Here is a 23,892-nt window from a genome sequence, read left to right as displayed (position 1 = left end):
TGAAAATTTTCGGGATTCTACTCTTCGAAGGGCTTGTACCGAATTTCCAGTTCGCGCTGGAAGACGGCCGGATCTTCGGGTTTGGGCAGGGGCGATGATTTCAGGATGGCGCGCTCGATGGCGGCGTCCAGGGCTGCGTTGCCGCTCGATTTCACCAGACGCACCGGCTGCAGCACCTCGCCGGAAGGCAGCAGGGTCAGCTTGAATACGGCCTGGGGATTGCCCTGGATGCTCTGGGGCAGGACCATGTTGCCGCGAATCTTGCCGGTGATGCGGCCCACCCAGTCGGCGAGGCCCCGACGACTGGCGGCGGCCCTCTGCTCGGCGTCTGCTGCCGCTTTCATTTCGCTTTCGCGCTGGGCCTGGGCGGTGAGGGTGCGCTGCTGCTGTTCCCGTTTCTCCCGCTCCAGCATTTCCTTGAAGGGATCGGCCTTGGGCACGGGTTCGGGCTTGGGCTCCGGCTTGGGAAGCTTCTTTTCTTCCTTGAGGGCGATGTCCGGCCTGGGTGGCGGCTTGACCTCAGGTTTGGGTTCGGGCCTGGGCTCCGGTTTGGGTTCCGGCTTAGGCTGGGGCCTGGGCTCCGGCCGCGGCGGAGGTGGGGCGGTGGCCGGGACGGGGCGCGAGGACCACAACTCGACTTCGACGCTCTCCGGCGCCTGGCGCTTCCACTGCACGCCGAAGAAGAGCACGGCGACCAGCAGCCCATGCATCAGCAGCGTCAGCGCCAATGCGGGTTTCTTGCCCGGTTCGTCGTCGTCCAGGGGGATCATCCGGGGTCACTTCCCCTGCGGTTGCACGAGAAGGCCGGCGCGCTTGACCTGGGCGCGCTGCAATTCGTCCATCACCCGCAGCACCGCCTCGTACTTGACGTTCTTGTCGCCGGCGATGAGGACCGGCTGCTCGGGATTTTTTTCCTGGGCGGCCAGGACGGCATCCTTCAGTTCGCTGCGGGAAACGCTGCGCTCGACCCCTTTGCCGGAGCGGTCGGTGAGGGTGAGGCTCTCGTCGGCCTTGATGGCAACTTCCAGCGGCGCCGTCGGCGCCTGGGGCGCCTTGCCCACCGAGGGCAGGTCGATGCTGCCGGTGGTCATCATCGGCGCCGCCACCATGAAGATGACCAGCAGCACCAGCATGACGTCGATGTAGGGGACGACGTTGATCTCGTTTTTCAGGCGGCGCGGGCGCATCCCTTACCTCATCTGCCGCTGCAGGATATTGGAGAACTCCTCCATGAAGCTCTCGAAGCGGGTCGCCAGGCGGTCGATGTCGTGGGCGAAGCGGTTGTAGGCCAGCACCGCGGGAATGGCGGCGAAGAGGCCGATGGCCGTGGCCACCAGGGCCTCGGCGATGCCGGGCGCCACGGCGGACAGGGTGGCCTGGCCGACATTGGACAGCCCGCGGAAGGCGTGCATGATGCCCCACACGGTGCCGAAGAGGCCGATGTAGGGGCGACACCGATCCCACGGAAGCCAGAAAGGCCAGGTGGGACTCCAGGCGGTCCATCTCCCGCTGATGGGTGGCGCGCATGGCGCGGCGGGAGCCATCCACCACGTCCTTGGGGTCCAGGTTCTTCTGGCCCTTGAGTTTGGTGAATTCCCGGAAGCCGGCTTCGAAGATGCGTTCCATGGAGCCTGCGTGGTGGCGGTCATTCACGGCGCTGGTGAACAGGCTGTTGAGGTCGCCGCCGGACCAGAAATCCCGCTCGAAGGCCTCGGTCTGGCTGCGGGACTGGCGCACCGCGAACCACTTCATGAAGATGTAATACCAGGACATGAAGGAGACGCCGATGAGGATCGCCATCACCCCCTGCACCACCGCGCTGGCGTTGAGGATGAGATGGAGGATGGAAAGGTCTTGGGTGACGTTCATTGCAGCGCTTCCAGTTTGACTCGCAGGAATTCGGGGATGGGGGCGGATTTCATTTTGTCCACATTGACGCAGACGATCTGCACCGTGCCGCTGACCAGTTCCTCGTCGCCGCGCCGCACGTGCTGGCGGAAGACCACCTGGGCGCGGCCGAGTTTTTCCACCTCCAGGCCCACGCTGAGGGCGTCGTCGAGGCGGGCGGGCTTGAGATATTCGCAGGAAACCGCGCGCACCACGAAAGCGATGCCGGCTTCGGCGGCCAGGGCGGACTGATCGTGGCCGATCCGGCGCATCCATTCGGTGCGGCAGCGTTCGAAGTACTTGAGGTAATTGGCGTAATAGACGACGCCGGCGGCGTCGGTATCCTCGTAATAGATGCGTACGGGGATGGCGAAGGCATTGGCCTTTTGGTCATATTTCATGGGCCGCCATTCTACCTCAGGAGCTTCAAGTTCCCTGTAACGGAGTGTTGCTATCCCATTGATATTTCTTGTAAGGCCAGAGGAAATCCCAGAGCGGAACGAGGGGGGCCAGGAGCAGCAGCGCCCACAGGGGACCGTTCGGTCTGTAGAGCAGAAATTGCCACGCCGCGGCCATGGCTGCCACCAGGGTGACATGCAGGCAGCGGGCGACGCGGTGATCGGGCAATGTCATGGGATCCGAGATCATGAAGAAGGCGAAGAGCAGCAGGGCGCCGTTCGAGGCCTGGTGGCAGAGGATTTCCCAGCCCCGCTCCCAGGAATGGCCGAGCAGCAGCAGGCGCAGGGCGGCGATGCCGAGAAAGACGGCGAGAAACAGCCAGGCCGCGTCGTCCCGCCGGGAGCGGGTGGCGACCGTGGACCCCAGGGCCACCAGCAGCACGGCCAGCCCCAGGTCGTTACCCCACTGCCCGGGGGAAACCCAGGCCCCCGGCAGAAAGAGCAAGGCCACGCCGACCCCGAAATTGGCGGGATTGAAGACGTGCTTGCCGCGCACTCGCAGCAGGAACTTGCCGCTGACGGCGAGGCAGGCCACCAGGGGATGCAGCCACAGGGTATCGGCCCGCAGCAGCAGCGAGAGGCCGAAGCCGGTGATCACCGGGCTCAGGTAGCCGACACCCTTGAGGCGCAGCGCCCGCAGCCAGAAGGCCTGGGTCGCGGCGGCGGCGGCGATGCACAGCGCCATCTGCGCCGGCAGCAGGCTGAAATCCCGCAGCAGCACGCCGACCGTCAGCAGGGTCGCCTGGAAGGCCAACTGGAACAGACGGGGATCGATCTTCACTCTCCTCTCCCACTTTGGGGGGCGGGGAGGGAGCTTGCGCCCCTGGCCCCGGGGCCGCTCATTTCCACAGACCTTCCCACCAGGGCTTCTGCGCCGCTGTCGGCGGCAGGGCGAGTTTCTTGCGAATGGCGTCGATGTCGCCCCCGGTCAAGGAGGCCAGTTGCCGGGCTTCCTGCTCCTGGCGACGGGCGACGCCTTCCAGGTAGCTCTTTGCCTCGGGGCAGGCCTCCGGCGCCACCTTGGCGGGGTGGCGCAGGACGTAGCGGGTCTGGAAATTCTGGCGGTCCTTGGTCTCCTGGAACATGAGGTCTTCCGGAAAGGTTTCCGGGGTGTAGCGCAGGTGCAGACGGGTGAGCATCACCGGCTGGGCACCGCCGGGCAGCGGTCGACGCGGCAGGATTCCCGGCGGCGGCGCAGCGGGTGCGCCGGACGGCGCGGCGATGGGCGGTTCCGCCGGCGCCAGCCAGAAGACGCCGGCCTGGCGCAGCTCCTGCGGCGAGAGGGGGTCGGCGGCGCAAGGATCGCACCAGCTCATGTCCCAGAAGTACTCGGTGAAGGCCACGCGGTAGCCCTCCCTCTTCGCCTGTTCGTCGAACAGGGCCTTGTAGAAATTGCGGAACTCGTCGCCCTGCTTGAGGAAGACCGGCAGATCCATGTTGGCGGGCAGCTTGACGGTGCGGTAATTGCTCGTCTCCACCCGGCCATTCCTGGTCAGCATGAAGGCGATGAGGTCCTGGGGACCGTTGGCGTTGGCCATGCCCAGGCGGATGGGCAGCATGAACTTTTCCGATTCGTAGGCGAACTGCAGGGGGCGCAGCATCTGGAAACCGGCTTTCGCTTGTTCGGCCAGGTTCACCTTGGCGACGAAGAACTTCATGTTCTGACGGATGTAAGGGGCCAGGGCCTGGGCGGAGTTTCTGGGGATACGGTAACCGGACTGGGTGAGCCAGGTCTCCAGGCCATCCGACTGGGTGGCCGAAAGAATCACGATGTCGTACTCGCCCACGGAAAAGCTGGCTTCCACCGTCACGCCCAGGGCCTTGGCGCTGGCGGGGGCCGGCGCGGCGGCCGGGGCGGCGGTCATGGCCATGTCTCTGCGGGCCAGTTCGTAGAGGCGGCGGTCGCAGGGATTGGGATCGTAGTACTCGGCCAGGCGCGGAGCGGAATAGGCATCGAGGCGCTCGAAGAGCTTCTTGTCTCCCACGTGGACCTGGCCCTTTTGCAGGACGGTGGGCACCGGCACGACGACGGCAAATTCCTTGAGGTCGCCCTTGTAGTCGTTGAGCATGCTGACCACCGTCCTCTCGCCGTCGCGCACGACGATGACCTGGGAAGCTTCGTTGAACAGCCTGGCATCGGCCTTGCCGACGTAGAACCCGCAGAAGGCCTGGGCGGCAAGGGGCGACAGCAAGAGGAGGGCAGCAAGGGTGGCGCGTGGCATGGACGGTCTCCGGGGGGGTGGAAGGAGTGACCCCCCTTTAAACGTCGGCAGTACCCCAGTGGGGTTACCGCCCGCGCGAAAAATTTTTCGCCGCCCTCACGCTACCTGGGCGATCAGCCAGTAACGCAGGAACTTTCCCGCCGCCATGAAGAGGCAGCAGGGCAGCCAGTGCAGGCGCCACCAGCCGGCGGCTAGGCAGAGGGCGTCGCCGAGCAGGGGAGCCCAGGCCAGCAGCAGGATCGGGCTGCCCCAACGGGTGATCCGGTCCTTGTGGGGAAGGTCGTCCAGGCTCTGCCAGCGGGGCAGGAAGCGACCGCAGGCCCAGGTGCTCATGCCACCGGCAGTATTGCCCAGGGTGGCGACGGCCAGGGCGGTTGCCAGGCGATCCGGGTGAAGCTGGAGAAAGCCCCACAGCAGGGCCTCGGACCCCCCGGGCAGGAGCGTCGCCGCAAGAAAACTGCCCAGAAACAGCCCGGCCAGCCCGGTTTCCGCCGTGACGTTGAGCCACTCCACCCGTAGAATCTCCTCTTTGCGAAGGGGGACGGGAGCGAGGGGAAGGGAAACCCGGCTCCCAAGGGCCTCCTTCTCCCTTCCCTCTTCTCCCCGCTCAGCCCGTCATGCACCCGGATTATCTCGAAAAAGTTCTCAACGCACAGGTTTACGATGTCGCCATCGAGTCTCCCCTGGAGTTGGCCGGCAACCTGTCGAGCCGGGTGGGCAACCGCATCCTGCTGAAGCGCGAGGACATGCAGCCGGTGTTCTCCTTCAAGCTGCGGGGCGCCTACAACAAGATCGCCGGCCTTTCGCCGGAAAAGCTCAAGCGTGGGGTCATCTGCGCTTCGGCCGGAAACCACGCCCAGGGCGTCGCCCTCTCCGCAGCCCGGATCGGCTGCCGGGCGGTGATCGTCATGCCCACCACCACGCCGCACATCAAGGTCGAGGCCGTGCGTCGCCGCGGCGGCGAAGTGGTGCTCTTTGGCGAGTCCTACGACGAGGCCTACCACCATGCGATGGAACTGGAGAAGAGCGAGAAGCTCAGCTTCGTCCATCCCTTCGACGACCCCGAGGTCATCGCCGGCCAGGGCACCATCGGCATGGAGATCCTGCGCCAGCACAGCAAGCCCATCCACGCCGTGTTCTGCGCCATCGGCGGCGGCGGGCTGATCGCTGGAGTGGGCGCTTACATCAAGCGCCTGCGGCCGGAGGTGAAGATCATCGGCGTCGAGACCTTCGACGCCGACGCCATGGCCCGGTCGCTCGCCAAGGGCCACCGGGTGCGCCTCGACCAGGTCGGCCTCTTCGCCGACGGCACGGCGGTGAAATTCGTCGGCGAGGAGACCTTTCGCGTCTGCAAGGAGGTGGTGGATGAGGTCATCCTGGTGGACACCGACGCCATCTGCGCCGCCATCAAGGATGTCTTCGAGGACACCCGCTCCATCCTGGAGCCCTCCGGAGCGCTCGCCATCGCCGGCGCCAAGGCCTACGCCGCCCAGCACAAGCTCAAGGACAAGACCCTGGTGGCGGTGGCCTCCGGCGCCAACACCAATTTCGACCGCCTGCGCTTCGTCGCCGAGCGGGCGGAGATCGGCGAGCAGCGCGAGGCCGTCCTGGCCGTGACCCTGCCCGAGAAGCCCGGCGCCTACAAGAAATTCCTCTCCCTCATCGGCAAGCGCAGCATCACCGAATTCAACTACCGCTACCACACCGCCAGCGAGGCCCACGTCTTCGTCGGCATCTCGGTGGCCAACCGAGGTGAATCCACCAGGCTCGTCGAGCAGCTCCAGAAGCACGGCTACGCCACCCTGGACCTCACCGACGACGAAATGGCCAAGAACCACATCCGCCATCTGGTCGGCGGCCATTCGCCTCAGGTCTGCGAAAAGGGCCTGCACGAACTGCTCTACCGCTTCGAATTCCCCGAACGCCCGGGCGCCCTCATGAACTTCCTCAACCACATGAGCGCCGGCTGGAACATCAGCCTCTTCCACTACCGCAACCACGGCGCCGACTACGGCCGCGTGCTGGTCGGCATGCAGGTGCCGCCGGGGGAAATGGGCCAGTTCAAGGAATTCCTCAAAAACCTCGGCTACGCCCACTGGGACGAGAGCAAGAACCCTGCGTACAGGCTGTTCCTGGGCTGAAGGGTAGCTGGCGGTCTCCATTGCACTCGCATCGCAATTGATGCAGACTGGCATCACAATGGATGCCCGGAGCCCCCCATGAGAACCACCGTAACCCTTGACGATGCCCTCTACGAACGGGCGCTGGAAGTCGCCGACCCGACCATGGACAAGGCCGATCTCTTCCGCGAGGCGGTCAAGACCTTCGTTCGGGTCCAGGCCGCCAAGCGCCTGGCCGCCCTGGGCGCGACCCAGCCGGAAATGCCGGAAATTCCCCGCCGCCGCGAGGCTACCCGGGGATGAACGCTGTCCTGGTCGACACTTCGGTCTGGGTCGATCATTTCCGCAGTGGCAACGAACGCCTGGTCGACCTGTTGAGCCGCGACCTCGTCATGACGCACCCCCTGATTCTGGGTGAAATCGCCTGCGGAACGCCGCCCAACCGGGCGCAGACCCTGGACGACCTGGGCAGCCTGCAGCGCATCCGGCAGGCCAGCGTGGATGAGGCCATAGCCTTCGTCGAGGGCGAAGGACTGTTTGGCCTGGGTTGTGGCCTGATCGACATACTCGTGCTGGCCTCGGCCCTGATGACGCCGGGGGTCGACCTGTGGACGCTGGACAAACGCCTGGCGGCCTTGGCCGAACGCTTCGGCATCCCGCATCGCCCCGGACCGCACTGATCCCCCGGTGGCCCGCCAGCCGCCGCCCATTCCCCAATCCCGCCGGCATCGCTAGCTACCTCAATTGTTGCGAAGCATCGACTGTTTGTCTGGAAAGCTGCCGCTGTCCTTCCAAGTCACGCAGTCAGTGTCATCGCGCATTCCGACGACACCACCTTCGGCATCCTGCACTCCCGCTTCCACGAACTCTGGTCGCTGCGCCTCTGCACTTGGCTTGGCGTTGGTAACGACCCCCGCTACACCCCGACCACCACCTTCGAAACCTTCCCCTTCCCCGAGGGCATGACCCCGCGCGATACCGCTCCTGCACTCCCTCCCCTTCAAGGGGAGGGCAGGGGTGGGGATGGGGCAATTGGCGCTCCAGAGACCCCTCCCCCTCCCAGCCTCCCCCTTGAAGGGGGAGGGGAAAGAGCGTGCATCGCCGCCGCTGCCCGCCGCCTGAACGAACTGCGCGAGGCCTGGCTGAACCCGCCGGAATGGGTCGATTGGGTGATCACCCTGGAAGAAGAAAAGGCCGGCTTCCCCCGCCGCCCGGTCGCCAAACCCGGCCATGAGGCCGACCTCAAGAAACGCACCCTGACCAACCGCTACAACGCCCGCCCGGCCGGGCTGGACCTCGCCCATAAAGCCCTCGACCAGGCCGTCGCCGCCGCCTACGGCTGGCCCGACTACACCCCGGAAACCCCCGACGAAGAAATCCTCCGCCGCCTGCTGGCGCTGAATCTGGCGCGGGCCGCGGGGTGAGGCGATTATCAAAATATTTTGATAATTTATCCAAGTAGTTAGATAATCAAGCCATGAAACCGCTGCGCTTCGTTGGCTCCAGCCTCGACGACATGAAGGATTTCCCTGCCGAGGCGAGGCGGGCGGCCGGTTTCGAGCTTCATGCCGTGCAGTGCGGCCTGATGCCTTCGGACTTCAAGCCGATGCTCAATGTCGGGCCGGGGGCGTATGAGATTCGCCTGCATGTGATGGGTGAATGGCGGGTCATCTACGTCGCCAAGTTCGAGGATGGCATTTACGTTTTGCATGCCTTCCGGAAAAAAACGCCGAAGACCCGCGCCGAGGACATCGAACTGGCGGCGCGCCGATATCGGCAGATTGGAGTTTGAGCGATGGAAACGATCACTGAATCTTCCGGCAACGTGTTTGCCGACCTGGGTTTTTCGGCCGAGGAATCGGCCCTGCTGGCGATGCGCGCCGAGTTGATGGCGCGTCTGCGTGAAACCATCACCGAGCGCGGCTGGACGCAGACGGAAGCCGCCAGCCAGCTGGGCATCGGGCAATCCCGCGTTTCCGACCTGATGCGCGGCAAGTGGGAGAAATTCAGCCTCGACATGCTGGTCACGCTGGCCACCCGCGCCGGCCGCAAGGTGGCGGTGGCAGTGGCTTGATGCCGTCGCCTTCTTCGCTCAAGTAATGAAAGGGCCGCGATGAAACTGGAGTACGACCTAGCCGCCGACGCTCTTTACATTGACCTGAACGACCAGCCGATCATCAATTCCGAGCCGATCAAGCCCGGCATCATTTTCGATTGCGACAACGCGGGCAAGGTCGGTGGTATCGAAGTGCTGAGCGCCAGTAAATACGAAGACGCGCCGTCGATCAGGCAGCCCGATCCGGCAATCCCGACAGATCTCGCGCTCCTCGACGCCGCCCACGCCGCCGACGACGGTTTCCGCATTCCCGCCGCCGTGGCCAATGCGATTCTGGGCGGCGAGCAGCCGGTCAAGGTGTGGCGCGAGCGGCGCGGACTGACGCAGGAGGCGCTGGCCGCAAAGGCCGGAATCAGCAAGGCTTGCCTGTGCCAGATCGAAACCCGAAAACGGGTCGGGGCGCTGAAGACCCTGCAGGTTCGGGCCTATGCCCTGAGCGTGAAACTGGACGACTTGCGGGAAGGGTGACCGACCACCCGCCGGCCTGCGAACAGCAAACCCGGAACCGCCGCGCCGACGCCCGGTCGAACCCTCGGACATTACATTAACATTGGCGACACCGCCCGTTGCCGCCGCTCACCAAGGAGAAATCATGGCTGCCAACCCCATTGTCTGGTTTGAAATCTACGTTCAGGACATGCCCCGCGCCAAGGCCTTCTACGAGGCCGTCTTCCAGTGCCCCCTCAGCCCCCTGGGCAATCCGGACGGAGAGGCCTTCCCCGGCATGGAGATGCTGGCCTTCCCGTCTTCCATGGAGGCCTACGGGGCGACCGGTACCCTGGTGAAGATGCCGGGCTGCCCTTCCGGCGGCGCCGGCACCCTGGTCTATTTCGGCTGCACCGACTGCGGCGTCGAGGCCGCCCGGGCGGCGGCCAACGGTGGCAGCATCTTCCGCGAAAAGTGGTCCATCGCTCCCCACGGCTTCATCGCCCTGGTCCATGACACCGAAGGCAACATGATCGGGCTGCATTCGATGGCGTAGTCACCGACACCCTGGCTCCACGACCGGGGCGGAGTCCCCTACAATGCCCCATCCCATTCCGGAGTCCGCCATGAAAATCGCCAACAACGTCACCGAACTGGTGGGCAATACCCCGCTGGTCAAGCTCAATCGTGTCACCGCTGGCTGCGGCGCTACCGTCGTTGCCAAGCTGGAGTTCTTCAATCCCGGCCACAGCGTCAAGGACCGCATCGCGGTGTCCATGCTCGACGCCGCCCAGGCCGCCGGCAAGATTGGTCCCGACACCGTGGTGCTGGAGCCGACCTCCGGCAATACCGGCATCGGCCTGGCCATGGTCTGCGCCTCCCGCGGCATCAAGTGCGCCTTCGTCATGCCGGAAACCATGAGCCGCGAGCGCAAGCTGCTGTTGAAGGCCTACGGCGCCGAGCTGATCCTCACCCCGGGCCCCGAGGGTATGGGCGGCGCCATCGGCAAGGCCAAGGCCCTGGCCGAGGGCGACCCGAAATACTTCATTCCGCAGCAGTTCGAGAACCCGGCCAACCCGGAGGTGCACCGCAACACCACCGCCGAGGAAGTGTGGCGGGATACCGACGGCCTGGTGGATATCTTCGTGTCCGGCGTCGGCACCGGCGGCACGGTGACCGGGGTTGGCGAGGTGCTCAAGGCCCGCAAGCCGGGTGTGCAAGTCGTCGCCATCGAACCCGACGCCTCGCCAGTGCTCTCCGGCGGTCAGAAGGGGCCGCACCCCATTCAGGGCATCGGCGCCGGCTTCGTCCCCGCCGTGCTCAATACGGCCATCTACGACGAGGTGATGCGCGTCAAGAACGACGACGCCTTCGCCACCGCCCGCCGCATGGCGACGGAAGAAGGCCTGCTGGTGGGCATTTCCTCCGGCGCCGCCGTGTGGGCCGCCCTGGAACTGGCCAAGCGGCCGGAGAACGCCGGCAAGCTGATCGTGGTGATCATTCCTTCCTTCGGCGAACGCTACCTGTCCACGGCGCTCTTCCAGCACATCGAAGTTTGAGCCTCTTCGACCAGGCGCCCGACCGGCGCGGCAGCGACTCCGTCAAATGGGCGCGCTACGCCGGCCGCGACGTCCTGCCCCTGTGGGTGGCGGACATGGACTTCGCCGCCCCGCCGGCGGTGATCGAGGCCCTGCGCCAGCGGGTCGAGCACGGCGTCTTCGGCTATCCCCGACCCTGGCCCTCGCTCACGGAGTCAGTGCTCGCTTACCTTGAAGAGCGCTACGGATGGTCGATCGAGGCCGAATGGCTGATTTGGTTGCCCGGGCTGGTGACAGGGCTCAACCTGGCCTGCCGGGCGGCGGCCGGCGGTATCCTGACGGCGACCCCGGTCTACCCGCCCTTCCTCAGCGCCCCCGCCAACGCCGGGCTGCCCCTGGCCCGCGTGGACCTGGTCCTCGAAGACGGCCGCTGGACCTGGGATTGGGCGGCCCTCGAGGCCGCCTGCCGACCCGAAACCCGCCTCCTGCTCCTGTGCCATCCCCACAATCCGGTGGGCCGCTGCTGGGACGTCGACGAACTGCAAGCCCTGGCGGAATTCGCCGCCCGACGCGACCTCCTGGTATGTTCGGACGAAATCCACTGCGACCTCATCCTCGACGGTCGCCGCCACCGACCTTTCGCCACCCTGGGGCCCGGGTGCGCCGCCCGCAGCATCACCCTCATGGCACCCTCCAAGACCTACAACATCCCCGGGCTGGGTTGTGCCTTCGCGGTGATCCCCGACGCCGGCCTGCGCCGGACCTTCCGCCGGGCCATGGATGGCATCGTCCCCCATGTCAATCTCTTCGGCCTGGCGGCCTGTGAAGCCGCTTTGCGTCACGGAGAGGACTGGCACCGGGAACTCATCGCCTACCTGGTCGGCAATCGAGACCGGGTGCAAGCCGCAGTGAAAGCGCTGCCCGGCCTGGAGATGCGTCCTGTGGAAGCGACCTACCTGGCCTGGATCGACGCTCGGGGGCTGGGTGAGGCTCGCCCGGCGGCTTACCTGGAACGCTTCGGGATTGGCCTTTCCGAAGGCGCCGAGTTCGGCGCACCCGGCTGGGTGCGTCTCAATTTCGGCTGCTCCCGCGCCACCCTGGACATGGCCCTCGCCCGTCTGGCCGAGGGCTGCGGCCCATGAACCCCTACGACGCCACGCTATTCGCCCTGGTCGCGGCCCTGGCCGGACAGGCCCTTGCCGCAGGAATCGCGTTCGAGCGCGGCCTGGGGCGCCCCCGACATAGAGCTTGGTTGGCGCTGGCGGTGGGATCGCTGTTGCTTGCCCTGCACCACGGCTACACCCTGGAACTTGCCCTGCGCGCGGGCCTCTACGACCTGCGCCAAGCCATTCTGGCCGCCCTCGCCGGGGCGCTTTACGGCGGCGCGGTGCTCTTGCTCAGGCGCGAGTTCAACCCGGACTGACCCGCCAGGCCCCCGCCTCGGTCACGATCCAGTCGAGGCGCTGGTCATGGGCTTGCGGACGAATGCTGGCCACCCGGTTGCACTCGAATCCCACGCCGACAGCCAGGGGGCGCGGATCGAGCGTCGCCAGGGTACGGTCGAAAAAACCGCCGCCATAGCCGAGACGATAACCGTCGGCGTCAAAGGCGTTGAGGGGCAACAGAACGAGGGTGGGCTGGCATTCCACACCCGCCGCCGGGGTGGGAATACCGTAGCGGTCGGGGACCAGGGATTCTCCCGGGGACCAGGTGCGAAAGGCCAGGGGTTCGCCCGGCGCCACGACCACCGGCAGGGCGGTCAGGCTGCCCCGGGCGCGCCAGTGATCCAACGCGACGGCAAGGTCCGGCTCGTTGCGGATGGGCCAGCAATGGCCCACGATGCCCAGGCGATGGGCAGGCAGTGCGGCAATCAGATGCCCGGAGAGGGCCGCCGACCAATCACGACGGCACTCCGGCGTCAGGGCTTCGCGCCGGGCGGCCATTTCCGCCCGCAACGCGCGCCGCCAGGCCGTGCTATCCTCGCTCGATGTCGTCGTAATCGGTTCCACCCCGCCAATCTAGCATGAAGCACCGTTTCGCCCTGTCGGCCGTCCTGGCCATCGCCCTGACCGCCGTCCCCGTCTTCGCCCAGGAAGGCAAGGACGCCGCCTTTCTCTCCGCCCGGGAAGCCTTCCGCACCGGAGACGCCCTCCGCCTCGAAAAGGCCGCCGCCGCCCTGGGCAGCAGCCACGATCTGGCCCCCTACGTCGAGTACTTCCAGCAGCGCATGCGTCTGGAGCAGTCCGACGCCGCTGCCGTCACCGCTTTTGCCGAGCGTTACCCGGGCAGCTACGTCGCCGAACGCCTGCGCGGCGACTGGCTGCGCCTCATGGCCAAAAAGCAGCAGTGGGCCGAAGTCGAAACCGCCTACGCCGCTCTGGGCAATCCGGAGCAGGAGACCACCTGCCTCGCCCTGCAGGGGCGGTTGGCCCGCAAGGACACCAAGGCCCTGGAAGAGGCGCAGGGCCTTTGGCTCAGTCTCATCGAGCCGCCGGAGGGCTGTGTTCCCGTCCTGGAAGCGCTGATCTGGGAGAAGAAGGTTCTCGCCGATGACGTGTGGGGCCGGGTCCGCCGCCAGTTCGAGGGCAATCGAACGGCCTGGGCCAAGGCCAGCATGCACTACCTGCCGGAATCCCAGACGCCGGACATGAAGCAGGTCGATGCCCTCATCGACCAGGCCATGGGCTACCTGGTCAAAATGCCCTCCTCCTGGGCCGCCACCCGCTCGGGCCGGGAGCTTGTCGCGCTAGCCGTGCAGCGCGTCGCCACCAACGACCCACGGGTTGCTGCCGAGCAACTGGAAAAGCTCCAGGGCCGCATGCAGGACAGCGAGAAGCAGTGGGCCTGGGGCCAGATCGGCCTCAACGCCGCCAAACGGCACATGAGCGATGCCCTGGGCTGGTATGCCCGGGCCGGCAAGGCCCCCCTGTCCGACGAAGGCTACGCCTGGAAAGTGCGCGCCGCCCTGCGGGCTCAGGAGTGGGGGGTCGTGCATGGCACCATCGAAGCCATGCCCCCGGCGCTTGCGGCCCTGCCCGAGTGGACCTACTGGCTGGGCCGCGCCCACAAGGCCGGCGGCCGCACCAGCGACGCCGACGCCCTGTTCAGGCGCGTCGCCGGCCAGCCCAATTTCTACGGCAATCTGGCCGACGAGGAACTGGGCAGGTCCATCGCGCCGCCCCCTGCGGCATCGGCCCTCACCCGCGAGGAGGAGCGCGCCGCCCAGGGCAATGCGGGCCTGCGCCGGGCCCTGGCGCTCTTTCGCCTCGACCTGCGCACCGAGGCCGTACGCGAGTGGAACTGGACCCTGCGCGGCATGGACGACCGGCAACTGCTGGCCGCCGCCGATCTCGCCCACCGCCAGGGCATCTACGACCGGGCCATCAACACCGCCGACAAGACCCGAAACGAGCACGACTACCGCCTGCGTTACCTTGCGCCCTATGGCGACCAGGTGAGGCCCGCGGCCCGCAACCAATCCCTCGACGACGCCTGGGTCTATGGCCTGATGCGCCAGGAGAGCCGCTTCATCACCAACGCCAAATCCACGGTCGGCGCTTCCGGGCTCATGCAACTCATGCCCGCCACCGCCAAGTGGGTCGCGCGGAAGATCGGCCTCAAGGATTACAACCACAGCCGGGTCAACGACACCGAAACCAACGTACTGCTCGGCACCAGCTACATGCGCATGGTGCTGGAAAATCTCGACAACCATCCGGTCCTGGCCTCCGCCGCCTACAACGCCGGTCCCGGCCGGGCGCGCAAATGGCGCGCCGACGTGCCGCTCGAAGGCGCCATCTACGCCGAAACCATCCCCTTCAACGAGACGCGTGATTACGTCAAGAAGGTGATGAGCAATGCCGTCTATTACTCGGCCCTGTTCAACGGCAAGCCCGATTCCCTCAAGGCACGCCTGGGGGTCGTCGGCCCCCGGGTGGCGGATGGCCCCAAGGATGCCGACCTGCCCTGACCCCCACCGCCCCTGGCCCAGGAGACCCCCATGAGCGAACAGCGCCTTACCCTGCCCGATCTGTCGGCCGGCGTGGATGCCTACGAGGTGGTCCAGTCCTGTCGCCTCGCCTTCCTGCGCCACTTCGCCCAGGCGCTGCGCGAATCCGGGGCGCTCAGCGGGGGTGAGGTCGAAGCCGCCTGTCTCGGCGCCGGCCGTTATTTCGACGAGGCGATCACCGCCAAACGGGCGGGGTTCGAGCAGGCGGACGGACTGACCGCCTCCAAGATTTCCCTGGTGGGCGACGACCAGCTGGAACTGGAAATCGCCCTCGGCGACCTGGCCCGACGGGTGGGCGAAGCCACCGGCCAGGCCTCGCGCCGCCTCTACCTGCGTTTTGCCACCCTGCTCTGCCGTCCGGCCCTGCTGCCGGCCGACCTGCCCTTCGCCCCGGAGGCCCTGGGCCAGGGCCTGGGTGAAATGCTGGCTGCCGGTGGCAAGGGGCCGGCTGCAGCCCTCGCCCTGCTGGAAAAAGTGGAGCCCCTGCTCACCGAGCGCCTCACCCTGGCCTACGGCGAAATGGACGAACTCCTCGCCCGCCAGGGGGTGGAGCCGGCGCAACTGCTCAATCAAGCGGCCCCCGGAGGCGGCGCCCCCCGCGACTCCGGTCCCCGGGCGCAAGCCTCCTCACCCTCCGCCGGGGCTCCTGCGACAGCGGGCGCGGACCCCGCCCAGGCGCTGCAGGCCGCGATTCTAGGGCGGCAGGCGGCCGCGCAGGTGGCCTATGCGCCCAGCGGCGGCGCAGCCGGGCCCACCACGGTAATTCCCCTGGAACTGCTCAACCAGTTGGTCGCTCGCCTCGACGCCCTGGAACGTCACGAGAACAGCGATGCCCAGCCCGCCGTCGCAACGGCGCTCCGGCCCAGCGAACTCGGCATCGCGCCGGGGCGCCCGGAAGGCGCGGCCCTCGACGCCCTGGCCCTCATCTTTGAAGCCATCTTTGCCGATGCCGAGTTGCCCGAAGCGGTGAAAGCCGCCATCGCCAGCCTGCAAATCCCCATCCTCAAGACCGCCCTGGCCGACCCCGGTCTGTTTACGGTGCAGGATCATCCCGTCCGCCGTCTCATCGACCGCATGGCCGCAGCCGCCTGCGGCCTGCCGCGCGACACCGCCGCCGACCATCCCGTGTGCGAACGCCTGCAGGAAATGGCCGCCTACGTGCGAGGCAATTTCGATGGCTCGGCCGCCCTGTTCGAATCCTCGGTGGCCAAGGTGGATTGGATCATCGCCCGCCGCAACGAAGACGCCGAGGCCGCCGCCGCCCCCTGGCTGGCGCTGGCAGAAGCCTGGAGCCGCCGCCGCAGCGCCGCCCGCCGCGCCCGGGAGGCCCTGGCCGCGCTGGCCACGCCGGAGGTGCCGGGCCCCATCGCCGACTTTCTCCTCGGTCCCTGGCTACGCTACCTGGAGAGCCTGTGGGGGGAGGAGGGCAGCAGCCCTGCCGCCCGGGAGGCCCTGCAACTGGCCGGCGACCTCGTGTGGAGCGTGCGTCCCAAAGAGGCCCCGGATGAGCGTCGCCGCCTGGCCCAGGGCGTCCCGGTCCTGCTCAAGGGCATCAACCAGGGCCTCGACGCCATCGGCGTGAGCGCCGAAGAACGGTCGCCCTTCCTCGACGCCTGCTTCGCCCTGCAAACCGCGGCCATCCGCGCCACCCCGGGCGCGGCTTCGGAAGAGGCGGACACCCCCCTGCAAGCGCCACGGAGCCTCGCCGGCGAAGCGGTGCGCCCGCGCCTGGAACGCTTCGAGGAAGACGGCCGCAGCCTCAGGATCCTCGATCTCCCCGGCCGGATGCCCGGCGCCACGCTGCTCGCCGCGCCGCCCTGGCAAAAGGGCGACTGGATCGACCTGCGCCTGCCTGAAGGCGAAGCCGCCGGCGGCCACCTCAGCGCCCTCACCCCGGAGGGGTGGCCCCTCTTCACGCGCCCCGGGCAGGATGACGCCCTCCTGGTCTCCCCCCTGATTCTCGATCGCCAGTTGCGCAACGGCGAAGCCCAGCGCCACAACACGCGTTCGCTCTTTGCCACGGCGGCCGCGGCGGCCCTGGGGCAAACCGCCAGCCCGAACTGAGGAGGAATTGCCCTCCCGGGGCCAGGCGTGCAGCATCTGGCGGCAGCGGCTCTCCAGAGCCCTCGCCAGGGGGTGAACCCTTTCTTGCACCGCTTTGCCGCCGGCCCTCGTCGCCCCTCGATCGGACCGTGAGTGGCTCCCAAGCTGTCCCCCGCTTACTTGTGAATTCCCGACCGGCCCGCTCCGGGTGCCGGGCTCACCAGACTGACTCCGGAGAAATATGTGGAGTACCGCTGCGTGTCCCGGGTCAACACGGTGTAGCCCGCCACGGCGGCATGCGCGCCGATGAAGAAATCGGCAAGCACATTGTTCTTCTGTCCACCTTGACGGCGATAGCGCACGAAAGCCTTGCCGGCCAGGAACAACGCCGGCCGAGGAATCTCGATCATCGTCAGGCCCAGTTCATCGATGGTGCGATCCAGGGCTTCGACCGTCGAGAAGGTCAGCGACAACTCCGCATAGATGACCGGATTGATGGCCAGGCGATGAATCCTGGACTGCGCGCGGAGCTGCCCGATAGACCAGTCCGCCCATTCTGGATCGTCCTCCAGAACGTCGACCAGCACATTGGTATCAACCAGCAGCATCAGGCCTCGCAGTCAGTCAGACAGGTTCGGCTTTGTTCGGCACGCCCCGCACCCCCGCTTGAATTGTCGCTCATCCTCGGTTCGGCTATGGCTGCGATTCGCTTCGCGCGAGCGGGGCGAGGATGCGCGCCTCGGCGTCGGCGCAAACCTATCTGACTGGCTACTCGCCGCGTAGCAGGGCCATCAGTTCGTCGGTGCGCCACCTCACGTCGGCCTTGCCACGGGCGGCCTCGAATCGGTCTGGCTGTTGGTCAGGCAGTGCGCCGACCCTGTGAATCACGACCTCGCCTGCGTCATTGACCGCGAAATCGACGGAACACCCTGGGTCCAGATTCAGTGCGTCGCGAATCCGCTTCGGTATCGTGACCTGCCCTTTGCTGGTGAGTGTGGTTGCCATTCGCGAACTCCGAAAGTATTACGGCGGACACGATTGTAATACCCCCTGGGCTCGACGGCAATTTCGCGCCCCGTTCACTGCGCCCGGCAGTCAGGCACCCAGATTCAGCTCTGTTCCACCCGCTACGCGTCCCGGCTCGCTGCCCTTCCCCGCCAAGGCCTCGGCCGAAGCTGCGCTTCGCACCGCTCGATCGGCGTGCGTTGTGCCTCGGTGCTCACGCATACTCAGCGCAGGGAAAAATCCACCCGGCTCGGGCTGGCCTTGGCGTCGGCGCCAACCTTGGGAGGCAGGAGGAAGACCCGCTCCATGGGAATCTTGCCCTGTTCCACCAGCCAGGCCTGGACCACTTCGCCCCGGCGCTGGGCCAGTTGGCGCACGTCCTCGTCGGCGGTGGCCAGATTGGCGAGGAGGAGCTTCTCCATCTCTTCCACCGGCAGATCCTTCTGCATGCCGATGAGGTTGCGCGGTTTGGGGAATTTGGCTTCCTTGTATACCCGGCGCAGGAGGTCGGCGTATTCCTCGGGTTTCACGTCGACGCCCTCGGCCGATCCGCCCTCGACGCCGCGCCGGGCCTGCTCGCGCAGCTTCTCCGCACGCACGGCGCGGTCCAGGGCGGCCCGCTTCATGCCGTCCCGCTCGGTTTCCGGGTCGGCCCGGCCGGTGATTTCCAGGTTGAGGGCCGGGCGGTCGGCCATGGCCTTGGCCAGAGCTTCCAGGCGCTTGACGGCGGGGGCTCCCAGGGCCGTGCGGCCGGGGTCGAAGTCGATCATCGACAGTTCCTCGCCGCCGCCGAAGAGGGAAGCGATGAGGGTGAAGGGCGAGGTGACCGCCTTGACGAAGAGATTGACGATGACCCGCACGATGATGCCGCCCAGGGAAAACTGCGGGTCTTCCAGAGAGCCGGAGATGGGCAGGTTGATGTCGATCTCGCCGCGGCCGTTCTTCAGGAGCGCCACGGCCAGCTTCACCGGCAGGCCGGTGGCGTCGGGGCTGTCCACCTTGTCGCCGAAGGTGAGCTGGTCGAGGAAGATGCGGTTTTCGGCGCTGAGCTGGCGGTCGGCCAGCTTGTAGCTGACGTAGAGGGAGAGCTTGCCCTTGTCGATGGCGTAGCCGGCGTACTTGCCGGCGTAGGTGGACAAGGTGGTGAGATCGACGCCGCGGATTTCGCCCTTGAGGTCCAGGTAGGCCTTGGCGGCCAGGGGGTTCAGCTTGGCGCTGATATCCACCGGGGCGGCGTTGCCGTAGCTGCCGTGCAGTTCCAGGTCCGCTACGGTGTCGGCCTGGGACGAGAGCCCCGTCACCCGGCCGGAAAGGCGGGTCACATTCACCGTGTAATTGGGCTTGACGAAATAGTCGGAAAAATTGACCGTTCCGTTGGAGAGGCTGGCCTTGGCGATGCGGATGGGAGCCACCTCCCGCACGGGTGCTGGCACCGGAGCGGCGGCGGGGGGCGGCGACGCCTTCCCCTCAGCGGCCGGGGAGGGCGCCGCCGCCACGGCGGCAGGGGGTGCCCCGGCGGCCGTCTCGCCTTCGGGCTGGCGGACGATCTGCATCAGGTTGAGCTGGCCCTCGGGGGTGACGATCATGCGGGCGTAAAAATCCGCCAGGGCCACCTCCCGCACATTGAGGGCGAAGGGCTGCAGGGCCACGTCGATGCCGCCCAGGAAGAGGGACTTCCACTTGAGGAAGTCGGCGCCGCTCAGGTTGTCGATGCTGTGCAGTTCACCCAGGGTGAGGTCGCCCTTGAAGCCGCCGCTCGGGCGATCCTTGTCGAGACTGAAGGCCAGCTTGCCGCGGCTGGAGATCTGGCCACGCACCAGGGTGACGTTGAGCTTGTCCTCGAAATAGGGCTGGATGGGCAGGAGGGGAAAGCCGCTGATATCGGTGTCCAGAGCGATGGCCAGGGGACTGGCCTGGACGTCGCCGGCCACCGTGAGGCTGCCCTTTTCGTTGATGCGGGCGGCGACCTGCAGGGCGGCCTTCTTGCCGGGGGCGGTGGAAAAGTTTTCCAGGCTGAGTTGGAGTCCCTCCAGGGTCTGGGCCTTGCGGTCGCGGTGGCCCTCCTCCCGGTAGCGCACGCCACCGTCGACCAGGGCGATGCGGCGGGCGGCCACCGTCCACGGGGTGCCGGTGCTGTCTCCGCCACCCGCCTTGAGCAGCGGCCCCTGGGGCAGGTCGAGGGTCTTGTTGCGGTCCCGCAGCACGTCGAGGCGGGGGGCGGTGAGGGTGAGCGCGCCCAGATCGGCCAGGCGCTGGGTGAGGTCGATGCGCGCGCCCTTGATTTCGCCCCGCCCGAGGCGGAATTGGGAGCCGGCCTCCAGGGTCCAGGCGGCGTCCACCTCCAGGGGCTTCTCCAGGCTGCTGTCCAGTTGGCGCAGGCTGACGGCCACGTCGCCCAGGGTGGCGAGGAAGGGCTTGGCGCGGGTTTCGTCCCGCCAGCGCAGCGTGGCGCCCTCGACGACCACTTCGCCCACGGACCAGCCGAGCTTGCCCGGCGCGGAGGAGGCGCTGCCTTTGGCGTCCCCGCCGCCCAGAGCCGCGGCGATGTCCTGCCAGTTGAGGCGGCCCTGGGGGGTCGCCCGCAGGCCCAGATCGAGCCCGCTCAGACGGAGCCGGTCGATGGCGAGGTGCTGCCGGGTCAGATCGGCCTCGCCGACCTCGATGTCGAGACGCTTCCAGGCCAGCAGGGGCGCATCGCCGGGTTCGCGCAGGGCCACGTCGCTCAGGTGGGCCGCCCCCAGGAGTCTGACCGAGGCCGGCGCGTCCTTGTCCTGACGAAAGACCAGGCGCAGTTCCGTGTCGAGCTGCGCGCCCGCCACCGTAAAGGGCAGCTTCACCGGCGAATAGGGGAGGTAGCGCAGGAGGTCCACCCGATCCAGGTCGAGGCGCAATTCGCTTTCGTGGGAATCGGCAAAGGGCTTGCTGCGGCCTTCCAGAACCAGGGGGGCTCCATTGATGAGGGCGGAAAAGTGCGGGTCCACCTCGACTTCCGCATGCACCGGCAGGCTGGAGACGAAGGGTAGGATGAGGGCCAGCTCGCTCACCGTGTGGGTAAGGCCGGTGGGCCGGTCGTTGAGGACGACGCGCCCGCCGCTGATGCGGATGTTATTGACCGCGAAGCGGGGGGTGGGCTCGTCGGAAGGCTTGCTCCACGCGTCGATCAGGTCGGAGACGTCGTAGCGATTGCCCTCCAGCCGGGTCACGGCCAGGCGGGGGCCGTCGATCTGCAATTCCCGGATCACCGGCCCGCCGCGCAACAGGGAGGCGGCTTCCAGATTGACGTAGAGCCGGTCGAACCCTGCCACCTCGTCGCCGGATTCGCCCCGCACCGAGAGGCCGGTCAGTTCGGCGGAAAGGGCGTAGGGATTGATGTCCAGCCCGCCCAGGCTGACCTTGCGGTGCAGGGCCTCGCCGGCCTTCTGCTCGATGAGCGACTTCACCAGGGGCGGCGCCGCGAAAAAACCCAGGACACCGAAAGCCGCGACGGTACCGACGCTCCAGGCCAGAATCTTGCGCAGGCGCGCCGGAGAAGTCAGGGCGCCGAGGCGTCCGGAGGAGGGGGTGGTCATGAGAAAACCTCGCGGAATGAAAGTGTGGGCATCGCCGTGCAGGGAGGGCCGATGCCGGGCGGAAATTGTAGCCCAGGCGCCGCCCGGCACCGGCGGAGCAGGCCGACAAAACCCGGCTGAAGGGAGTAAAATTCGGGCCTTTCGACTTCCAGTTCCGGGGCACCCCATGGCGATCAAGAAAGTTCTCATTCTGGGCGGTAGCGGCTTTGTCGGCACCTACATCACCAACCGGCTGGCCGAGCGCGGCGTCGAGGTCACCATTCCCACCCGCCGGCGGGAGCGCACCAAGGCCCTCATCATGCAGCCCAACGTGGAGATGCTCGAAGCCAACATCCACTGCGACAAGACCCTGGCCGAACTGGTGCAGGGCAAGGATGCGGTCATCAACCTGGTGGGCATCCTGCACAGCCGCGACGTCAAGCTGCCCTACAGCAGCGATTTCGCCCAGGCCCATGTGGAACTGCCCAAGCGCATCATCGCCGCCTGCAAGGCCGCCGGCGTGCGCCGCCTGGTGCACATGAGCGCCCTGGGGGCCGACCCCAAGGGACCGTCGGAATACCTCTGCTCCAAGGGCGACGGCGAGGCCGCCGTGCTGGGCGCCCAGGGCGACCTGGACGTTACCGTCTTCCGTCCCTCGGTCATCTTCGGTCTGGGCGATTCCTTCATGTCCCTGTTCGCCGCCATGCTGACCAAACTGCCCTTCTTCCCCCTGGGTTTCGGTCATGCCCGCTTCCAGCCCGTCTGGGTCGCCGATGTGGCCGACGCCTTCGTGGATTCCCTGGGCGACGCCTCCACCTATGGCCAGGCCTACGACTGCTGCGGCCCCACCGTCTACACCCTGCGCGAGATGGTGGACCTCACCCGGGAATGGTGCGGCAGTCAGGCCCGCGTCATCGCCCTTTCCGAAGGCTGGGCCTACCTCCAGGCCGGCCTCATGTGGCTGGCCCCCAATCCCATGATGTCCCCCGACAATCTGCGTTCCATGCAGGTGGATAGCGTCGCCGGCGAAGGCTATCGCCCCCCCGCCGGCTGGCGCCCGGCGGCCCTGGAAGCGGTGGCCCCCACCTACGTGGGCAGGGTGCTGCCCAAGCGCAAGCTGGACTCCTTCCGTTACCGCGCCGGCCGCTGATCGCCCCATCCGTGACCTTGTCGACATCGCTCTGCCGTGCAGTTCGCCCTGTCTGCGGCTCGTCTTCCCGTCACGCATGATGCGGCACTGACGTCAGGCCGCCGATGAAAACCTACATCGTCGGCGGCGCCGTCCGTGACGCGCTGCTCGGCCGGCCGGTGATGGACCGGGACTGGGTGGTGGTCGGGGCGACCCCGGAGGAACTGCTGGCCCGGGGCTTTCTTCCCGTAGGGCGTGACTTTCCCGTCTTTCTGCATCCCGAGACCCGGGAGGAGTACGCCCTGGCGCGGACCGAAAGAAAGACGGCCCCCGGCTATCACGGCTTCGTCTTCCACGCGGCCCCCGAAGTCACCCTGGAGGAAGACCTCGCCCGCCGCGACCTGACCCTCAACGCCATGGCTCAGGCCGAAGACGGCACCCTGGTGGATCCCTACGGCGGCCGGGCCGACCTCGCAGCCCGGGTCCTGCGCCATGTGGGGCCGGCCTTTGCCGAAGACCCGGTGCGCATCCTGCGGCTGGCCCGCTTTGCCGCCCGCTACGCCGATTTCAGCGTGGCCCTGGAAACCCTGGCCCTGGCCCGCAGCATGGTCGATGCCGGCGAGGTGGACCATCTGGTCCCCGAGCGGGTGTGGCAGGAAATCGCCAAGGGACTCCAGGAAGACCGCCCGGCACGCATGCTGGAAGTGCTGCGCCAGTGCGGCGCCCTGGCCCGCCTGCTGCCCGAGGTCGATGCCCTGTTCGGCGTACCGCAGCGGGCCGATTTCCACCCCGAGGTGGACTGTGGCGTCCATACCCTGATGGTCATCGACGCCGCCGCGCGCCTGGGGCACGGTCTCGCCGTGCGCTTCGCCGCCCTCACCCACGACCTGGGCAAGGCCGCCACGCCGGCCGAACTGTTGCCGAAGCACCACGGCCACGAAGCCCGCAGTGTCGACCGGGTGTGCACGCTCTGCCAGCGCCTGAAGGTGCCCAACGACTGCCGCGATCTGGCCTTGCTCGCCGCCCGCTGGCACGGCGACATCCACCGCGGCGAAACCCTGCGGCCGGCCACCGTGGTGCGCCTGCTGGAGCAGACCGATGCCCTGCGAAGGCCCGGCCGCTTCGAGGAACTCCTTGCCGTGTGCCACGCCGATTTCATCGGGCGCCTGGGACACGAGAACGCCCCCTACACCCCGCCCACCCTGTTCCGCGCCGCCCTGGCGGCGGCCAGTCAGGTGGATGGCGGGGCCATCGCCGGCAAGTGCGCGGAACCCGCGCGCATTGCGGAACTCATCCACGCCGCCCGGGTGGCGGCGGTCAAGCACGCCCTTTTTCCCGGCGAGAAAGACCCGTCATGATCCTAGAAACCTCAGTTGGACGAGCCCGGATAC

General features: G+C 67.3%; 25 protein-coding genes and 2 pseudogenes. 16 read left to right on the top strand and 11 right to left on the bottom strand.

Annotated features, from left to right (window positions below):
• Positions 1 to 17 precede the first annotated feature (17 nt).
• The 7 genes and pseudogenes from IPM73_15830 to IPM73_15800 all read right to left on the bottom strand — a co-directional run bounded on the left by IPM73_15830 (position 18) and on the right by IPM73_15800 (position 5,080).
• A complete protein-coding gene (locus tag IPM73_15830) occupies positions 18 to 770 on the bottom strand; it encodes a TonB C-terminal domain-containing protein (GenBank protein ID MBK8919470.1) in 753 nt (250 codons plus the stop codon).
• A gap of 6 nt (positions 771 to 776) precedes the next feature.
• Positions 777 to 1,187 (bottom strand): protein TolR, encoded by a 411-nt coding sequence (gene tolR / locus IPM73_15825; GenBank protein MBK8919469.1) that lies wholly within the window; start codon positions 1,185 to 1,187, stop codon positions 777 to 779.
• 3 nt (positions 1,188 to 1,190) lie between these two features.
• Positions 1,191 to 1,869, bottom strand: a pseudogene (gene tolQ / locus IPM73_15820) (protein TolQ).
• Positions 1,866 to 2,255 carry a tol-pal system-associated acyl-CoA thioesterase gene (ybgC, locus tag IPM73_15815; protein ID MBK8919468.1) on the bottom strand — a complete coding sequence of 130 codons (390 nt, stop codon included), beginning with the start codon at positions 2,253 to 2,255 and terminating at the stop codon, positions 1,866 to 1,868. The pseudogene tolQ and the gene ybgC overlap by 4 nt, the downstream one beginning before the upstream one ends.
• Positions 2,256 to 2,313: 58 nt before the next feature.
• The gene (locus IPM73_15810; GenBank protein MBK8919467.1) at positions 2,314 to 3,126 is read right to left on the bottom strand and encodes an RnfABCDGE type electron transport complex subunit D; all 813 of its coding nucleotides are present in this window, start codon (positions 3,124 to 3,126) and stop codon (positions 2,314 to 2,316) included.
• A 58-nt stretch (positions 3,127 to 3,184) separates the two neighbouring features.
• Entirely contained in the window at positions 3,185 to 4,567 is a 1,383-nt protein-coding gene (locus tag IPM73_15805) for a DUF2330 domain-containing protein (protein ID MBK8919466.1), read from the bottom strand.
• Positions 4,568 to 4,663: 96 nt separating this feature from the next.
• Positions 4,664 to 5,080: a DedA family protein gene (locus IPM73_15800; GenBank protein ID MBK8919465.1), complete on the bottom strand. Its 417-nt coding sequence runs from the start codon at positions 5,078 to 5,080 to the stop codon at positions 4,664 to 4,666.
• Between the two features lie 104 nt (positions 5,081 to 5,184).
• On the opposite strand from IPM73_15800, the gene ilvA reads away from it, so the two are divergent.
• The 12 genes and pseudogenes from ilvA (at position 5,185) to IPM73_15740 (ending at position 12,190) form a co-directional block, all read left to right on the top strand.
• Positions 5,185 to 6,708: a threonine ammonia-lyase, biosynthetic gene (gene ilvA, locus IPM73_15795; protein MBK8919464.1), complete on the top strand. Its 1,524-nt coding sequence runs from the start codon at positions 5,185 to 5,187 to the stop codon at positions 6,706 to 6,708.
• Between the two features lie 78 nt (positions 6,709 to 6,786).
• Entirely contained in the window at positions 6,787 to 6,990 is a 204-nt protein-coding gene (locus IPM73_15790; protein MBK8919463.1) for a type II toxin-antitoxin system VapB family antitoxin, read from the top strand.
• On the top strand, positions 6,987 to 7,367 hold the full coding sequence (locus IPM73_15785) for a PIN domain-containing protein (GenBank protein MBK8919462.1): 381 nt from the start codon (positions 6,987 to 6,989) through the stop codon (positions 7,365 to 7,367). The genes IPM73_15790 and IPM73_15785 overlap by 4 nt, the downstream gene beginning before the upstream one ends.
• Positions 7,368 to 7,856: 489 nt before the next feature.
• A complete protein-coding gene (locus tag IPM73_15780; GenBank protein ID MBK8919461.1) occupies positions 7,857 to 8,111 on the top strand; it encodes an adenine methyltransferase in 255 nt (84 codons plus the stop codon).
• Positions 8,112 to 8,164: 53 nt separating this feature from the next.
• On the top strand, positions 8,165 to 8,479 hold the full coding sequence (locus IPM73_15775; GenBank protein MBK8919460.1) for a type II toxin-antitoxin system RelE/ParE family toxin: 315 nt from the start codon (positions 8,165 to 8,167) through the stop codon (positions 8,477 to 8,479).
• 3 nt (positions 8,480 to 8,482) lie between these two features.
• Positions 8,483 to 8,761 (top strand): XRE family transcriptional regulator, encoded by a 279-nt coding sequence (locus tag IPM73_15770; GenBank protein ID MBK8919459.1) that lies wholly within the window; start codon positions 8,483 to 8,485, stop codon positions 8,759 to 8,761.
• Positions 8,762 to 8,800: 39 nt separating this feature from the next.
• Positions 8,801 to 8,956: pseudogene (locus tag IPM73_15765) on the top strand (DUF2283 domain-containing protein).
• 36 nt (positions 8,957 to 8,992) lie between these two features.
• Positions 8,993 to 9,271, top strand: coding sequence for a helix-turn-helix transcriptional regulator (locus IPM73_15760; GenBank protein MBK8919458.1), 279 nt, complete (start codon positions 8,993 to 8,995; stop codon positions 9,269 to 9,271).
• A 124-nt stretch (positions 9,272 to 9,395) separates the two neighbouring features.
• Complete coding sequence (locus IPM73_15755) at positions 9,396 to 9,785, top strand: VOC family protein (GenBank protein MBK8919457.1); 390 nt, start codon at positions 9,396 to 9,398, stop codon at positions 9,783 to 9,785.
• Between the two features lie 70 nt (positions 9,786 to 9,855).
• Positions 9,856 to 10,788: a cysteine synthase A gene (gene cysK / locus IPM73_15750; GenBank protein ID MBK8919456.1), complete on the top strand. Its 933-nt coding sequence runs from the start codon at positions 9,856 to 9,858 to the stop codon at positions 10,786 to 10,788.
• Positions 10,785 to 11,909: a putative C-S lyase gene (locus IPM73_15745; GenBank protein ID MBK8919455.1), complete on the top strand. Its 1,125-nt coding sequence runs from the start codon at positions 10,785 to 10,787 to the stop codon at positions 11,907 to 11,909. The genes cysK and IPM73_15745 overlap by 4 nt, the downstream gene beginning before the upstream one ends.
• A complete protein-coding gene (locus tag IPM73_15740; GenBank protein MBK8919454.1) occupies positions 11,906 to 12,190 on the top strand; it encodes a hypothetical protein in 285 nt (94 codons plus the stop codon). The genes IPM73_15745 and IPM73_15740 overlap by 4 nt, the downstream gene beginning before the upstream one ends.
• On the opposite strand, the gene IPM73_15735 is transcribed toward IPM73_15740, so the two are convergent.
• A complete protein-coding gene (locus IPM73_15735) occupies positions 12,177 to 12,710 on the bottom strand; it encodes a 5-formyltetrahydrofolate cyclo-ligase (protein MBK8919453.1) in 534 nt (177 codons plus the stop codon). The genes IPM73_15740 and IPM73_15735 overlap by 14 nt on opposite strands.
• An 80-nt stretch (positions 12,711 to 12,790) precedes the next feature.
• Between IPM73_15735 and IPM73_15730 the strand changes: the two genes are divergently transcribed.
• Positions 12,791 to 14,737, top strand: a complete 1,947-nt coding sequence (locus tag IPM73_15730; protein MBK8919452.1) for a lytic transglycosylase domain-containing protein — start codon at positions 12,791 to 12,793, stop codon at positions 14,735 to 14,737.
• Positions 14,738 to 14,767: 30 nt separating this feature from the next.
• Positions 14,768 to 16,840, top strand: coding sequence for a DUF1631 family protein (locus tag IPM73_15725; protein MBK8919451.1), 2,073 nt, complete (start codon positions 14,768 to 14,770; stop codon positions 16,838 to 16,840).
• A gap of 155 nt (positions 16,841 to 16,995) precedes the next feature.
• Here IPM73_15725 and IPM73_15720 read toward each other — a convergent pair whose 3' ends face one another.
• The 3 genes from IPM73_15720 to IPM73_15710 form a co-directional block, all read right to left on the bottom strand.
• Positions 16,996 to 17,427 carry a type II toxin-antitoxin system VapC family toxin gene (locus IPM73_15720; GenBank protein ID MBK8919450.1) on the bottom strand — a complete coding sequence of 144 codons (432 nt, stop codon included), beginning with the start codon at positions 17,425 to 17,427 and terminating at the stop codon, positions 16,996 to 16,998.
• Positions 17,428 to 17,587: 160 nt separating this feature from the next.
• Entirely contained in the window at positions 17,588 to 17,824 is a 237-nt protein-coding gene (locus IPM73_15715; protein ID MBK8919449.1) for a type II toxin-antitoxin system PrlF family antitoxin, read from the bottom strand.
• A 224-nt stretch (positions 17,825 to 18,048) separates the two neighbouring features.
• Positions 18,049 to 21,393: a DUF748 domain-containing protein gene (locus tag IPM73_15710; protein MBK8919448.1), complete on the bottom strand. Its 3,345-nt coding sequence runs from the start codon at positions 21,391 to 21,393 to the stop codon at positions 18,049 to 18,051.
• A gap of 166 nt (positions 21,394 to 21,559) precedes the next feature.
• Here IPM73_15710 and IPM73_15705 point away from each other — a divergent pair, with 166 nt between their 5' ends.
• Complete coding sequence (locus IPM73_15705; GenBank protein ID MBK8919447.1) at positions 21,560 to 22,522, top strand: complex I NDUFA9 subunit family protein; 963 nt, start codon at positions 21,560 to 21,562, stop codon at positions 22,520 to 22,522.
• A 104-nt stretch (positions 22,523 to 22,626) separates the two neighbouring features.
• Complete coding sequence (locus tag IPM73_15700) at positions 22,627 to 23,859, top strand: multifunctional CCA addition/repair protein (protein ID MBK8919446.1); 1,233 nt, start codon at positions 22,627 to 22,629, stop codon at positions 23,857 to 23,859.
• The last annotated feature ends 33 nt before the right edge of the window (positions 23,860 to 23,892 follow it).

The organism is Betaproteobacteria bacterium, from assembly GCA_016720065.1.
Classification (GTDB): domain Bacteria; phylum Pseudomonadota; class Gammaproteobacteria; order Burkholderiales; family Rhodocyclaceae; genus SSSZ01.
Note: the sequence above shows the minus strand (reverse complement) of the source record. Positions and strands in the feature narration are given on the sequence as shown.

Bases quoted from the DNA above. Each gene is read 5' to 3' on its own strand.
- IPM73_15830 (MBK8919470.1), bottom strand. From the start codon at position 770: ATGATCCCCCTGGACGACGACGAACCGGGCAAGAAACCCGCATTGGCG.
- tolR (MBK8919469.1), bottom strand. From the start codon at position 1,187: ATGCGCCCGCGCCGCCTGAAAAACGAGATCAACGTCGTCCCCTACATC.
- IPM73_15805 (MBK8919466.1), bottom strand. From the start codon at position 4,567: ATGCCACGCGCCACCCTTGCTGCCCTCCTCTTGCTGTCGCCCCTTGCC.
- ilvA (MBK8919464.1), top strand. From the start codon at position 5,185: ATGCACCCGGATTATCTCGAAAAAGTTCTCAACGCACAGGTTTACGAT.
- IPM73_15790 (MBK8919463.1), top strand. From the start codon at position 6,787: ATGAGAACCACCGTAACCCTTGACGATGCCCTCTACGAACGGGCGCTG.
- IPM73_15785 (MBK8919462.1), top strand. From the start codon at position 6,987: ATGAACGCTGTCCTGGTCGACACTTCGGTCTGGGTCGATCATTTCCGC.
- IPM73_15775 (MBK8919460.1), top strand. From the start codon at position 8,165: ATGAAACCGCTGCGCTTCGTTGGCTCCAGCCTCGACGACATGAAGGAT.
- IPM73_15770 (MBK8919459.1), top strand. From the start codon at position 8,483: ATGGAAACGATCACTGAATCTTCCGGCAACGTGTTTGCCGACCTGGGT.
- IPM73_15755 (MBK8919457.1), top strand. From the start codon at position 9,396: ATGGCTGCCAACCCCATTGTCTGGTTTGAAATCTACGTTCAGGACATG.
- cysK (MBK8919456.1), top strand. From the start codon at position 9,856: ATGAAAATCGCCAACAACGTCACCGAACTGGTGGGCAATACCCCGCTG.
- IPM73_15740 (MBK8919454.1), top strand. From the start codon at position 11,906: ATGAACCCCTACGACGCCACGCTATTCGCCCTGGTCGCGGCCCTGGCC.
- IPM73_15735 (MBK8919453.1), bottom strand. From the start codon at position 12,710: ATGGCCGCCCGGCGCGAAGCCCTGACGCCGGAGTGCCGTCGTGATTGG.
- IPM73_15730 (MBK8919452.1), top strand. From the start codon at position 12,791: ATGAAGCACCGTTTCGCCCTGTCGGCCGTCCTGGCCATCGCCCTGACC.
- IPM73_15725 (MBK8919451.1), top strand. From the start codon at position 14,768: ATGAGCGAACAGCGCCTTACCCTGCCCGATCTGTCGGCCGGCGTGGAT.
- IPM73_15720 (MBK8919450.1), bottom strand. From the start codon at position 17,427: ATGCTGCTGGTTGATACCAATGTGCTGGTCGACGTTCTGGAGGACGAT.
- IPM73_15715 (MBK8919449.1), bottom strand. From the start codon at position 17,824: ATGGCAACCACACTCACCAGCAAAGGGCAGGTCACGATACCGAAGCGG.
- IPM73_15710 (MBK8919448.1), bottom strand. From the start codon at position 21,393: ATGACCACCCCCTCCTCCGGACGCCTCGGCGCCCTGACTTCTCCGGCG.
- IPM73_15705 (MBK8919447.1), top strand. From the start codon at position 21,560: ATGGCGATCAAGAAAGTTCTCATTCTGGGCGGTAGCGGCTTTGTCGGC.
- IPM73_15700 (MBK8919446.1), top strand. From the start codon at position 22,627: ATGAAAACCTACATCGTCGGCGGCGCCGTCCGTGACGCGCTGCTCGGC.